The sequence below is a fragment of the Bacillus sp. FSL M8-0256 genome, from assembly GCF_038005765.1.
In the GTDB taxonomy this organism is placed as follows: Bacteria; Bacillota; Bacilli; order Bacillales; family Bacillaceae; genus Bacillus; species Bacillus safensis.
In genome coordinates, this window is record NZ_JBBOTU010000001.1 from 2,658,646 (window position 1) to 2,671,075 (window position 12,430).

Annotated in this window: 15 protein-coding genes and 1 tRNA gene; 5 read left to right on the forward strand and 11 right to left on the reverse strand. The window is 39.0% G+C overall.

Translation table 11 applies throughout. The features are described from left to right. The first annotated feature begins 314 nt into the window (after positions 1 to 314). Entirely contained in the window at positions 315 to 710 is a 396-nt protein-coding gene (locus NSQ76_RS13685; protein WP_024427819.1) for a VOC family protein, read from the forward strand. Positions 711 to 941: 231 nt separating this feature from the next. Here the strand turns inward: NSQ76_RS13685 and NSQ76_RS13690 are convergent, their stop codons facing one another. Further along, positions 942 to 1,121 (reverse strand): hypothetical protein, encoded by a 180-nt coding sequence (locus NSQ76_RS13690; protein ID WP_025092472.1) that lies wholly within the window; start codon positions 1,119 to 1,121, stop codon positions 942 to 944. A 192-nt stretch (positions 1,122 to 1,313) separates the two neighbouring features. Between NSQ76_RS13690 and NSQ76_RS13695 the strand changes: the two genes are divergently transcribed. The 3 genes from NSQ76_RS13695 (at position 1,314) to NSQ76_RS13705 (ending at position 3,505) form a co-directional block, all read left to right on the forward strand. Further along, complete coding sequence (locus NSQ76_RS13695; protein ID WP_034621166.1) at positions 1,314 to 1,502, forward strand: hypothetical protein; 189 nt, start codon at positions 1,314 to 1,316, stop codon at positions 1,500 to 1,502. Positions 1,503 to 1,596: 94 nt separating this feature from the next. Continuing rightward, entirely contained in the window at positions 1,597 to 3,150 is a 1,554-nt protein-coding gene (locus tag NSQ76_RS13700) for a T7SS effector LXG polymorphic toxin (RefSeq protein ID WP_034621169.1), read from the forward strand. A gap of 16 nt (positions 3,151 to 3,166) precedes the next feature. Beyond that, complete coding sequence (locus NSQ76_RS13705) at positions 3,167 to 3,505, forward strand: hypothetical protein (RefSeq protein WP_034621171.1); 339 nt, start codon at positions 3,167 to 3,169, stop codon at positions 3,503 to 3,505. Between the two features lie 261 nt (positions 3,506 to 3,766). Here NSQ76_RS13705 and NSQ76_RS13710 read toward each other — a convergent pair whose 3' ends face one another. Both NSQ76_RS13710 and NSQ76_RS13715 read right to left on the reverse strand, forming a co-directional pair. Continuing rightward, positions 3,767 to 4,438 carry a hypothetical protein gene (locus NSQ76_RS13710; protein WP_034621174.1) on the reverse strand — a complete coding sequence of 224 codons (672 nt, stop codon included), beginning with the start codon at positions 4,436 to 4,438 and terminating at the stop codon, positions 3,767 to 3,769. A 1,088-nt stretch (positions 4,439 to 5,526) separates the two neighbouring features. After that, the gene (locus NSQ76_RS13715) at positions 5,527 to 5,697 is read right to left on the reverse strand and encodes a hypothetical protein (RefSeq protein ID WP_162472407.1); all 171 of its coding nucleotides are present in this window, start codon (positions 5,695 to 5,697) and stop codon (positions 5,527 to 5,529) included. 185 nt (positions 5,698 to 5,882) lie between these two features. On the opposite strand from NSQ76_RS13715, the gene NSQ76_RS13720 reads away from it, so the two are divergent. Next, positions 5,883 to 6,863, forward strand: a complete 981-nt coding sequence (locus NSQ76_RS13720) for an SDR family oxidoreductase (RefSeq protein ID WP_341054328.1) — start codon at positions 5,883 to 5,885, stop codon at positions 6,861 to 6,863. Positions 6,864 to 7,310: 447 nt separating this feature from the next. Here the strand turns inward: NSQ76_RS13720 and NSQ76_RS13725 are convergent. The 8 genes from NSQ76_RS13725 to gerE all read right to left on the reverse strand — a co-directional run bounded on the left by NSQ76_RS13725 (position 7,311) and on the right by gerE (position 12,340). Continuing rightward, positions 7,311 to 7,384 (reverse strand) — tRNA-Arg (locus NSQ76_RS13725). A gap of 120 nt (positions 7,385 to 7,504) precedes the next feature. Beyond that, on the reverse strand, positions 7,505 to 8,029 hold the full coding sequence (locus tag NSQ76_RS13730) for a YfcE family phosphodiesterase (RefSeq protein WP_056768068.1): 525 nt from the start codon (positions 8,027 to 8,029) through the stop codon (positions 7,505 to 7,507). A 14-nt stretch (positions 8,030 to 8,043) separates the two neighbouring features. Then, entirely contained in the window at positions 8,044 to 8,646 is a 603-nt protein-coding gene (locus NSQ76_RS13735) for an XTP/dITP diphosphatase (protein ID WP_162860205.1), read from the reverse strand. 10 nt (positions 8,647 to 8,656) lie between these two features. Next, positions 8,657 to 9,385, reverse strand: coding sequence for a ribonuclease PH (rph, locus tag NSQ76_RS13740; protein ID WP_024427165.1), 729 nt, complete (start codon positions 9,383 to 9,385; stop codon positions 8,657 to 8,659). Between the two features lie 151 nt (positions 9,386 to 9,536). Then, positions 9,537 to 10,598: a GerMN domain-containing protein gene (locus NSQ76_RS13745; protein WP_024423204.1), complete on the reverse strand. Its 1,062-nt coding sequence runs from the start codon at positions 10,596 to 10,598 to the stop codon at positions 9,537 to 9,539. A gap of 101 nt (positions 10,599 to 10,699) precedes the next feature. After that, the gene (gene racE / locus NSQ76_RS13750; RefSeq protein WP_369810464.1) at positions 10,700 to 11,518 is read right to left on the reverse strand and encodes a glutamate racemase; all 819 of its coding nucleotides are present in this window, start codon (positions 11,516 to 11,518) and stop codon (positions 10,700 to 10,702) included. A 7-nt stretch (positions 11,519 to 11,525) separates the two neighbouring features. Then, complete coding sequence (locus tag NSQ76_RS13755) at positions 11,526 to 11,966, reverse strand: MarR family winged helix-turn-helix transcriptional regulator (protein ID WP_024423206.1); 441 nt, start codon at positions 11,964 to 11,966, stop codon at positions 11,526 to 11,528. A gap of 149 nt (positions 11,967 to 12,115) precedes the next feature. After that, positions 12,116 to 12,340: a spore germination transcription factor GerE gene (gerE, locus tag NSQ76_RS13760; RefSeq protein ID WP_003184172.1), complete on the reverse strand. Its 225-nt coding sequence runs from the start codon at positions 12,338 to 12,340 to the stop codon at positions 12,116 to 12,118. Positions 12,341 to 12,430: the final 90 nt, after the last annotated feature.

The window sequence follows — 12,430 nt, forward strand, 5'->3', positions numbered from 1 at the left end:
CTTATAGAGACGCATGACTCATTCAAAGAGTTTCATATCAAACCATAAAAATTTTAAGAAATGCTAAAAAAATGTCGAACCTTGGAACGTCTCTTCTGAGCAAAGCTGTCTTATTGTAACAAAGATTTAATACATTTGAAATGAAATCCGATCTTAAATTTGCCTTAAAATTGCTGAAAGCTTTCGAGAAGCAGCATATTCTTCTTTAGATTTATTCATTAACAGCTAAACCATTAAATAGAGTTCCATATTCATCTGAATTAAGTTACATTAAGTCATATAATCATTAATCTTCTAAATGGGGGGCTCATCTATTGTCAAAAGGGCTTATTCATCACATTGAACTAAATGTTTCGAATTTAAAGAATTCGATTATTTTTTGGGGGTGGTTTTTAGAGGAGTTAGGCTACGAGCCGTATCAAACCTGGGAAAGCGGTCGAAGTTGGAAATTGGGAGAAACGTATATCGTTTTCGTACAAACGGAGGAACGATTTATGGACATACCCTATCATAGACGCAGGGCAGGTCTAAACCACCTGGCTTTTCATGCCAGTTCCCGGCAGCAAGTAGATGATATGACTGAAAAGTTAAAAAGCATGGGTGTTAAAATTCTTTATACCGATACACACCCCTTCGCAGGCGGCGATAAACACTACGCTGTTTATTTTGAAGATCCTGATAGAATGAAAGTCGAATTGGTGGCACCTTGATTTTAGTTTGACTAGAGAAATAAAAGAACCCATAATTTCATGGGTTTCTCGTCATTACATGATAAGGAAAATCCGTCACAAGACAAACTGGTTCTTCGTTTTCATCTTATACACCTTACTTTTTTTAGTGGGAGAAAGAATATTCTCTCTTTTGAACATTTACTGCTTTACAATGCCTCTTTCATTAGGAAGGTTAATAAAAAAACGCCCTTCCAATGGAGGGCGGTGCTATTAACTATTTTCTTTTGAGTATTTCTTAATCAATGCTTCGCTAATCCTGCTTACGATATAGATCGCAACCGCTATAATCAGCATCAACGGAAACATGCTTAAACGATCGTCTGCAACATATACAATGATCCCCACAATGCTAGCCACTACGATTGCCGTTAAAAGATGCTTCACCTCCATCTCACCCCTTTGTATAAATCATATACATTTTATTACACAAAAGGTTTAATTGAAATGATTTCCATAAAATCAGTAAGTTTCATTTGTCCGCTCTTAAAGTAGATTGCTATCCTCCTTATGTTGTTCGTACAATCTCCATATGTTAAAATCAACTAAAATATCTATTTAATGGATCAATCAGGAGGTCATTAAGTGTCACAGCAAAGCACGCCATCCAAAACGTTATTAATTACTTTACCCTGCGCTATTATTGCCCTTGTGATGATCTTAGGGAAAATTGATACACCTGTAACAAATGTTTTATTTTATCTTGTGGCTTATAGTGTGATGGGTTTAGTTGTTTCAAGCTTAGTAAAAGACTACAGAAAAAAGAAAAATTAACTCCTCAACTTGGGAGCTGTCGTTTATGCAGCTCCCTTTCTTTATGTGGACGCTTAATTGCTTCGAGTACTAACAGAAAGTAAAGGAGAACGGAATGAAAACCCTTGATGTCTTTGAGTTGAAGAATGGAATTGACCAAACGCTGAACAAGTTGAAGCAGCAATCACATAATGTTAAGTCCCTAGAAAAGCAAATCAACCAAATCATCTCCTTAGATGGTGCATTGAAGGGAGAAGCTGGACAAGCGATAAAAGATTTTTATATGGAGTGTCACATTCCCTTTTTGCAATTCTTTCAGATCGTCATTGAAGAATACAGTGGTGCACTAAAAAAGACAAAACAGGCACTTCATGCTTTTGAATCAAACCCGAATGGTTTTATCTCTCAATCATTCATTGAACACGAGCTTGACCAAGGGTTAAAAAAAGCCGAACGGACTATTTCTGATATTGTATCCGATGTGAATCAAGCGCTCAGCAGGGTCAGCCATATTGAGCATTTGCCTCATGTAGACGAATCTGCTTTTCAACAAAGCTATCAAAAAGCCTGGCTTGAGACGTCCAAAACCATTGGACTACTTCATGCATTTGACAGAGAACAAACAAGTGCTCTAAATGAAACAAAAAGTTCCCTTCACACAATGAAGCAATACATAGATACTTTAAGCAAGATGTTCACTGGCCCGAAAATTGAAATTACCAGTTATCAAAAAGGCTCTATTTTCAAAGGTGGAAAAGAAGAAAAAATCAGCAGCAACATCAGCGAATTGAATGAAAAAATAGACAACCCTAAAGAAAACCCAATGATGATCATGCTGAACAAGCTGAATGATAAAGAGCAATCGAATGTGGATACTCTTGTGAAGAAGAAACCGTCTAATAAAATCAATCAAAACGCCGTGTTCGTAAATGGAAAAGTATATAATACAAATGAAAAGATTGACTTCGCAAATGCCAAAACAGTTGAAGTTATTCGAGATGGAATGCTATATCGGTTACGAATATCGGATCAAAACAAAGTGAAGATTGAAAGCATCACAAAGATTTCTGACTTGAAACAAACCTCAAACATCTTAAATACAGCGGTTGAATTTACAGGAATAAATGATGCCATTCGAGTCATCACAGGAAGAGACCCTGTAACAGGTGACAAAGTCGCTGACATGGACCGTCTAGTATCAAGCTTGTACATGATACCCGGAGCTAAAATCGCTAAAGTAGGAAAATACGTATTTAAAATAATGAAAGGAGAGAAAGTAGCCAAGAAGATTGTCAAAACACCTTCCTTCGGCAAACATTCCGTACCAAAAGGTCCGTATCGTGAAGTAAATGGTTTCCCTGTAAAAGTAAAACCAGGCGCTCAAGAGAAACATATTCCTGATGCACCTAACTATAAGCAAGAAGTTGCGAATGGCCGTCCAAATAAAAGCATTTTTTATGGAGATAATAAAAAAGCACAAGAATTGCTGGATAAGTTCGCTGGGAAAGGTACAAAAATAGGAGAGCACAAAGAAAGAGTAGACTTTGGACAGATGATTGGAAAATACTACGATAAAGATACCGGTAAGTATGTGGAGACTACTAGAGGCTTAATACACTACAGTAAAAACGGCGCTCATATAGTACCATCAGAGCCTTTAAAACCATAAACTAAGGGGGATTCAAATGGGATATGACCCATTAATTTCAGCATTACGAAAATATAAAAATAACGATTTGATAATAGAATGGAAAAGTGGTTTAAAAGTTATTGGAGAACCTGACACACTTTATGAAACTGATAACGGATTGGAAGATGATGATGTCAATTATACAGAGTATGACGCAGTCGCATTTCAAGTAAATAACATCTTATCCCACCCCACTAATTACGACTGTGATATATATGATTGGTTAAAGCAAGAAAAAAGTTCCTTAATTGAAATTTCACTTTATAAAGATACACCAAGTGCAGTTTATTTAGCAGACGGTCAAAAATTATGGGAATTGGACAGCGATGAATAACAAAGAAAAGCCCCTCCAAATTGGAAGGGCTTTTCATTTACTTCTGCTTTACTTCACCATATTTTGAAGCGGCTGTAATATAATGGCCTGATTTCCGTTTTTGTATAGTAGGATGTGTACTCAGTTTTACATCTTGGACACACTAGCAGATTTAATGACTTTTTCATTTGGTTTCGCCTCTTTATTTCATTTATATTGGGATAATTTAAAAACACCAAGACACTTGTCCAAACTGGATAAGCATCCTGGTGCTTTTATAATTTAACTATTTTTATAAAAATCTTTTAAGAATTTATTTCTAAATTCTTCTACGTTCTCCGAAAAATATTTTTGATTTACATAACAGGGGAAAAGGATAAGTGAGATTATAAATATATTTATAAATACTAACGAATTATAACTTAACATATTCACAAGCATTAAAATATAATGGATTATATTTATTATTAACGATAATAATAACGAGAAACATAATGCACCTAAACTATGAGTAGTAGATAATAAATGTGCATAGCGCTTTGCAATATAATCGCGCCTACTGTCCTCTTTAACTTTTGATAGTCTATTTTGCCATTCAAATTCTAGATTGAAATATTCCTTAGCCCTCTTTTTTGATAATATATTACGTTCTCTGAATTTATACCATTTTGCCTTTTCAACTGGTTGGGGAGCATCAATTAACTCTGCTATTTCAGATGTAAGTATACTCCTTCTCCCAAAACCTAATATCCAGCTCCAAGCAAAATACATTTGATGTATGAGATACCCAATTACAATGCCTATAGCTGCTGTACTAAATATAACACTAATACTTTCCACTGGACTATCAGTCGGTAGATTAGCATGAAAAACCGCTACAGGCCATAAACTCATAAGCAAGAAAACCCAACCTGGTATTCCCCACCTTATAAGATATTTAGTCTCAAAGTTCATATCATTCCCTCCCACTTTTATATCGGAAAGAATTTAGCTTATTCAATCATTTAAAAACTTTGTCGAATAAAAAAGCGACCTCCGCAATGGAAGCCGCTCTCAATTTATCACCTAATACCATCATAACCGCTCTCAGACAAAATACTTTGCCAAGATCGTGCCAAAAGTGTGCCATTATCATCCCAATTTCAAGCGATCGTATATTCTCTCTATGTATTTCCCTATTAATTGACAACTTCTTGTGCGTAAATAATGCTCATCCTTATTAGCAGTATCATCAGCCGTATATTCTGAATCTACATCCACGTTAAGATCGACTGAAATATATCTATAAAATAATTGATTAGCTATTGCCTTCTCAAGTGTCATAAATAAGCTAGTTATATTTATATCTCCCTTATCTTTATTTGCAACTGATTGTGAACAATCTTGTTCCCAAATGAATTCTTGACATTTGAATGCAAAAATCTGTAATTATCATGTCATAAAAATGGACTAATGCATGTATAGAATTTAGCTGTTCATATGACAATTCCGTATTACTTTCAACATAAATCCCCCTCCAAATATTATGCACTTTTAGTTATCCACATTATCCCGCAATTCTCCATATCTAGTAATGTGCTTTTAAAAAAAGCGACCTCCTCAACGGAAGCCGCTCCTAAATTAATTACCTTTTGTAATAGCTTTAATCATTTCCCATACCCTCTTTCATCTTTTATATAATCTATATCGGTATTTCAATTGACACTTTTAGTAAAACTTCTGATCCTTCATTATAAGTTGGATCACAATTCTATTTATATCACTTTATATACATTATCCACCAATTCATCATATCTATATTGTGTCTAACTCAAGGAATCGCTGAATCCTTGGTTCCTCTTGCTCTTTTCTGCCATTTCCTCAAGACGAGTTGGACATTTTCTCACCTCAAAATCTGGCGTATAAATGGATCCCTTAACGCCTGTCCAATTTCTGTTTTTGTATATAGTCATCTTGATCCGATGTGTACCAGCAGTGTGATTGACGATATAAAATTATTTTGTTGGCTTGGCGGTCTTGAAAGATCTCCCTAGACTAAACTGCTAATCGATCATAGCATTTTCTTCGGTTTTCGCTTCGCTCAATGCGTAATATGGATCATGCACCTCATAAAATTTCATTTCCTCTTCTTTACTTTGTTCTTGATGATTTTGGACCAAAGTGTCTATCACATAGTCTTTGTCCATTTCGACTTCCGATAAATTGGTCTGCAACTTTTATTACTTCCCAGCCTTGATTACTGACACGTGTTCAAACACCTGTAAATTCCAACCTACTCATAAAAGCTTACTGCAACCCTTCAAATAACTCCTTCACAAGTTTATTCATTATTAATACTTGGATTAGCAGTAAACAACATAGATATTAAAAGGGAATAAGTACGTTTGGAGGGAATTCAATGACACAAGATTCTGATGAGAGTAATTTGCAACAAATAAAACAAATGCAACAGATGTTTTTAGAGAAAATGAAAACTCAACCTTATCCCATGTACCCTAATTACGGAAAAATCACACGCTATGAAGAAATCCCAATTAATTTACCTGAACAACGTCAACTTCGTCATCCTGGTGTAGAAGGTTTAATGGTACCACTTCCAATTATTGAAAATACAAATTACAAAGGGAGTGGTAAGTTAGCGGGAAAAGTTGCTCTTATTACAGGAGGGGATAGCGGTATTGGTGCAGCCGTAGCCATTGCCTTCGCAAAGGAAAGTGCTGACGTTGCGATTGCATACTTAGATGAACACGAAGATGCTAATAGAACAAAAGCAAGAATTGAAGAACTTGGGCAACGTTGTTTGTTGATGCCAGGAGACTTGCGAGATAAAAGGCAATGTATCACCATTGTAGAGAAAACAGTAAAAACCTTCGGACGTCTAGATGTTCTATGTAACCACGTTGGTATCCAATTTCAACAACCAAGCCTTCTTGACATTACAGACGAACAATTCGATGACACCTTTAAAGTCAACATATACTCACATTTTTACACAACCAGAGCAGCTCTTCCTTACTTAAAACCAGGCAGTTCTATTATCGGTACTTCTTCAGTCGTAACGTATGTAGGTGAGCAACAAATGATTGATTATACAGCCACAAAAGGGGCAATTGTTGGCTGGACACGTGCTTTGGCTAAAAATGTTGTAAAAAAAGGAATTCGTGTAAACGCCGTTGCTCCAGGTCGAATCTGGACGCCGCTCATTGCAGCAAGCTTCTCGTCAGATCAAGTGGCTGTATATGGAGCATTTAATCCAATGGAACGAGTTGCGCATCCATTTGAACTCGCACCAACATTTGTTTATCTAGCTTCTGATGATTCACGTTTTGTTACAGGTCAAGTGCTGCATGTTGACGGCGGGGAATCCACACATTCCTAATATAAGGAGGTCATTGGATTGAGATATCAATTTAATCCAGAAGTAGAGTTATTACTTGTGAATCATTCAATGGAAAAAGTCACCATGGTTTATCTGGAGCATTCATGGCTAATGCCTAAAATTGGACGTAGACCGCCTTATTATTGCTACCCAAATTACGAACTGAATGATCCAATCATATAAATAAATCGCAGTTATGCAGGAACGTTTAGGGCATACAAAAATGGATACAACTATGTCAATTTACGCTCATGTCATTGAAGAAGCTGATCAGAAATCAGCCACTCATTTTGATAGCTTCTTTGATACAAAAACAGGGAACGGAAATACTTAAAAATAAATCCGCTCCCAAAACCCTGTTTTTGAGCGAGTTACGAACTTATGTTCCAATGAACAAAAAAGCCTGAAATCCTTGATAATAAAGGGTTTCAGGCTTTTAATTTAGTACGTCCCAGGAGAGATTCGAACTCCCGACCGACGGCTTAGAAGGCCGTTGCTCTATCCTGCTGAGCTACTGGGACATGTTGTTATGTAGTGTGCTGCGGTGTATTACCTCAGCGACAAGATTTATTATATTACTATTGTTCTTTAAAGTCAACGGTTTTTCGAAAGTTTTTTCATAAGGGGCAAATGCTGCACCCTTATGAAATACCTTCCAATGTGACAGTGTTTTCGAGGTCTTGTATGGCCTGACCTTCGTCCGTGAAAAACTGTACGTTTGCTTCGCTTCCATCTAGTGTCAGTATAGCATAGCTGCGCTCTTTTCGCACTCTTGGCAAGTGCACGCTGCCTGGGTTAATGAGGAGTTTTCCTCTTAGCAGTTCACTGCCTGGAATGTGCGAGTGGCCAAAGCAGATAATGTCTGCGCCCAGCTCTTCTGCACGATAGTAGACTTGAAGCAAGGATTGTTTGATGCCATGCAGATGTCCGTGAGTGAGAAATAGTTTTCCGCCTCCATCAAGTGGGAGCAGGAGCTCTTCTTCAAAATCGCCCATAAAGTCACAATTTCCTTTGACGACTTTGTATCCTTCAAGTGCTGGGTGGTTCGTTTCGAGTTCTGAATCTCCGCAGTGAATCATCATGTCAACTTCAGCCGCATGCCGTTTGGCAATGGTTTGAAGTTCGTCTGTGAGTCCATGACTGTCACTAATGATGAGTATCTTCATGGCTTCATTCCCCCTTATTCATTTGCGTCTAGCAGTGATGAAAGCTTTTGAAGCGCGACCGCTCGATGGCTGATCTTGTTTTTCTCCTCTGGTGATAATTCGGCCATCGTCTGGTCTTTGTCTTTGACGATGAAAATTGGGTCGTATCCGAAGCCATTTTCGCCGATTGGTTTTTCTGCGATGAAGCCTTCTACTGATCCTTCTACCGTCTTTGTTTCTTTTCCCGGTATGCTGACAGCAAGGGCACATCTGAATCTGGCTGTTCGGTCTTCTTTTTCAATGCCTTGAAGTTCGCTCAGCACTTTTTCCACATTCTCCGCATCGTCTTTATGCTCACCTGCGTATCTCGCTGAATACACGCCAGGTTTTCCGCCCAGATAATCAATCGACAGACCGGAATCGTCTGCAATGACCATTTCACCTGCTTTGGCTTGAATGGCCTCCGCTTTGATGATGGCATTTTCTTCGAAGGTTTGTCCTGTTTCTTCAATTTCTTCAGTAAAGCCAATGTCTGCTAGTGTTTTGACCGTGAATCCTTTTGGCTCAAGAATGGCTTTGAATTCTTTCGCTTTGCCCGCATTGTGCGTTGCAATGATGGCTGTTTTCATCCTGATCAAACCCTTCTCTTTATTCGATGACTTCTCCTGTTACTGCTTTTTGCTTTTCGATTAATTCTTTGATGCCCTTTTCGGCTAAATCAAGCAGTCCGTTTAGCTGTTCTCTTGAGAATGTCGCTTCTTCGCCTGTTCCTTGAAGTTCAACAAAGCGACCAGCGCCTGTCATGATGACATTCATATCTACTTCAGCAGAAGAATCTTCTTCATAGTTTAAATCTAACAGAAGACCTTGCTGAGAATCAATTCCGACGGATATCGCCGCTAAATAATCAGTAATCGGGTTTTCTTTGATGACTCCTTCAGCTCGCAGCTTTTGAATCGCAAGTGTCATGGCAACAAAAGCACCTGTGATGGATGCTGTGCGTGTGCCGCCGTCTGCTTGAATAACATCACAATCAATCCAAATGGTGCGTTCGCCAAGCTTTTCTAAGTCAACGACTGCGCGGAGTGCTCGTCCAATTAAACGCTGAATCTCCATAGTACGCCCTGTGACTTTTCCTTTAGATGATTCTCTTATCGTTCTTTGTGCAGTTGCTCTTGGAAGCATGCTATATTCTGCTGTAATCCAGCCTTTTCCTTCTCCTCTTAAAAAAGGAGGTACGCGGTCTTCGATCGATGCGTTACAAATCACCTTCGTATTTCCCGCTGAGATTAAGACAGATCCTTCTGGATGCGTAATGTAGCCTGCCTCTATTTCAATTTTTCTCAATTCGTCATATTGTCTTTCATCTAATCTCATGTTTTACCTCCGTTACGATATACATTCCTCGCGAGTGCCAGCGGGGTTCTCCTACTAACTTTGACAACCTCAGCTCGTTCTAATCGCTTGGAATAAAAAAGAGGCAGCGAATATGCATGCCTCTTTTTCTCCATTATATCAATGTGTGACGTTAAAAACTACCTGTATTCACTTGTTCTGGTCGTGAAACCGGCTTTGTGAGCTCTGCTCCTTTTTCGTTCACAAGCTCAGCCTTGCCGTTCACCTTGACTGATACGCTTTTGACGTCCGGCAGCTCGGTTAATGTGAGCACAATGCTATCAAGAACTTTTTGTGAAATAACCTTTTTCTTTTCATCCGCACTGCCAAAAATAGATTCGTTGAAATCAAGTGTCACATGGCCATCTTTTACTTTTGGTACATCATTCAGCTTCACATCTTGATCAAAGTCTGTAAGCAGATGGCTTTTTTTGCTTGGTCCAGAGACGAGCTCATCAATTGCTGCTGTAATCGGATCATCCTCGTCTTTTGGCGCTCTTTTGGTCACCGGAACGTAGTACGTCTGTTCATCAGATTCAGCTAAATAGTAAACCGTCACTGGCTTTGTCGCTGTCATATCAGCAGCAGCCTCGTGCTGGATATTAATACCGTCTTCTCTGCTTAAATCATCTGAGATAGGTGTACCGTTCACTGGCATTTCTTTTAGTTCATGTCCATTCATCTTCAATTTGACTTTGGCTATGGAATCAAACTGAGTTAACGTCCAAGTGACAGATTGCAAAATGCGCTGCTCGTCTTCTTTTTTATAGTTTTTAAATTCATTTGAAAAATCGACAACCGCCGTTCCGTCTTTAATATCGACAGATACGCGCGTATCCGCTGGCAGCACTGCTCTGAAGCCATTCGGCATTAAGTTAGAAATAGGTCCCCCATCCACGAGATATTCAAGGGTTTGTTTGGCACTTCCTTCATTTTTCGGCAGTGGAATGGATTGAGAGACGACATACCCGTTTTTATCAATTAAATATAATTCTCTCATGACCGTATCTGCCTGCTTCTCTTCTTTTCCTTCTTTGGCTGTTTGTTTATCTTCTTTATTTTCTTTCACATATGTGACGTTTTGTGGTGGATCAATCTCTGTTTTCGCTTGGTCTGTTTGAAACAATCCGCATCCTGACAAAAGCATGGCTGACGCGATACACGTAACAGCTGCTGTAGATCCTTTTTTCAGCATACTTCACCCTCCTCTAGTAGTTTGTACTACTATGTATACGAGCTCCCCCAGAGGATTAGACCCTTTTCATAAAAAAATAACCCACTTCAAATAGAAGCGGGTTATTGCTGGTAGATGTGTTCAAGTGACACGGTTTCGACCTTCCCTGGCAGGTAGCCAAACCAGTCACGAGCGATGTTTTGAAAATTTTGCTGCTGCCCTGTTGTGTAAAATGTATGGACAGGCGTTTCTTTAGAGGTATTTAACAGCCCTTTATATGAAAGAATCGTACTTGCTTCTCTCGCGGTCTCATCTCCTGATGAAATAATGCTGACATCACTGCCCATAAAGCGCTGAATCGGCTCTTTTAAAATCGGATAGTGTGTGCAGCCAAGAATAAGAGTGTCAATTCCTGTTTCTTTCATCGGTTCAAGGGAATCTTTGACCACTGCCTCTGCTGTCTGATCTAAAAACGTACCGCTTTCCACAAATGGGACAAGGAGCGGACACGCCAAACTTTGAACCGTTAGACCTGCTTTTAGTGACAGCAGCGCTTCTTTGTATGCCTCGCTTTTGATCGTATTGATAGTGCCAATAACGCCAATATGCTGGTTGTTTGTCACCTTGATCGCTGTACGGGCACCAGGCTGAATGACGCCAATAACCGGAATATCAAGCGTTGCTTTAATTTCATCCAGTGCGATCGCCGTTGCTGTGTTGCATGCAATGACGAGCATTTTAATATGGTGGTGTTTTAGTAAGTAGTGTGCCATTTCCCACGTATATTGAAGAACTTCTTCTTCTTTCCGCGGGCCATATGGACATCGTTTTGTATCGCCTACATAAATGATTTTTTCTTTTGGCAGTTGTCTCATGATTTCCTTTGCAACGGTTAAACCGCCGACGCCGGAATCAATGACGCCGATTGGTTGATCCAACAAAATCGCCTCATTTTCTTTTCATTTGCTGCTGTAGTTTCGTTAAGGATTGGTTGAAAACGATGGCTTCTTCTTCTGAGAAAGCCCCTAGAAGTTCACTGACGTATTCTTGGCGTTTAGCAATCACTTCTTGAATGATCCGCTCGCCTTCAGGCAATAAATGAATGCGAACCACGCGGCGGTCAGATGGATCTTTCACCCGTTCGACAAGTTCACTTTTTTCCATTCTATCAATTAAATCAGTGGTTGTGCTGCAAGCCAAGTACATCTTTTGTGACAGCTCACCTATTGTCATATCTCCGAATTCATAAAGCCACTGAAGCCCGATGAATTGTGGAGGTGTAATCGTATATTGATTGAGGATTTCTCTGCCTTTTTGCTTAATAATTGCGGCAATGTGGCGTAATGATTTTTCAATCTCTGCAACATGGCCTGATTCATTCGTTTCCATTTTATTGATACCTCACTATAGCATCTCACTTTGATTAAAACGTATATGTCTATTTTCCTCGTTTTTTAAAGAAAATGCAAGAAGAGACTCATGGAAACCATATAGAAATAACCGGTTCCTCCCCAATATGGAAGGAAAACCGGCTGACTTTAGAGCTCTAGCTCACCCATACGCAGAAGCTCGACTACGGCCTGTGAACGGCCTTTGACTCCTAGCTTTTGCATGGCATTCGAAATATGATTTCGAACAGTCTTTTCGCTAATAAAAAGCTCGCTTGCAATTTCTTTTGTTGTTTTATCTTGGACGAGCAATTCGAATACTTCTCTTTCTCTTTTGGTTAATAGCGGCTTGGATTGAAACTCTTTCTCCTTCAAGTATTGTAACCCTCCTTGCTAAGGTGAGAGCTCTAGTCTCTATAGAATGGGATTCTGTATAGTCGAGATATCATATGCCGGGTGCCTGAG

Coding starts and splice junctions, on each gene's coding strand:
- NSQ76_RS13690 (WP_025092472.1), bottom strand. CDS start 1,121: ATGGAGGTGAAGCATCTTTTAACGGCAATCGTAGTGGCTAGCATTGTG.
- NSQ76_RS13700 (WP_034621169.1), top strand. CDS start 1,597: ATGAAAACCCTTGATGTCTTTGAGTTGAAGAATGGAATTGACCAAACG.
- NSQ76_RS13705 (WP_034621171.1), top strand. CDS start 3,167: ATGGGATATGACCCATTAATTTCAGCATTACGAAAATATAAAAATAAC.
- NSQ76_RS13710 (WP_034621174.1), bottom strand. CDS start 4,438: ATGAACTTTGAGACTAAATATCTTATAAGGTGGGGAATACCAGGTTGG.
- NSQ76_RS13720 (WP_341054328.1), top strand. CDS start 5,883: ATGACACAAGATTCTGATGAGAGTAATTTGCAACAAATAAAACAAATG.
- NSQ76_RS13730 (WP_056768068.1), bottom strand. CDS start 8,029: ATGAAGATACTCATCATTAGTGACAGTCATGGACTCACAGACGAACTT.
- rph (WP_024427165.1), bottom strand. CDS start 9,385: ATGAGATTAGATGAAAGACAATATGACGAATTGAGAAAAATTGAAATA.
- NSQ76_RS13745 (WP_024423204.1), bottom strand. CDS start 10,598: ATGCTGAAAAAAGGATCTACAGCAGCTGTTACGTGTATCGCGTCAGCC.
- NSQ76_RS13755 (WP_024423206.1), bottom strand. CDS start 11,966: ATGGAAACGAATGAATCAGGCCATGTTGCAGAGATTGAAAAATCATTA.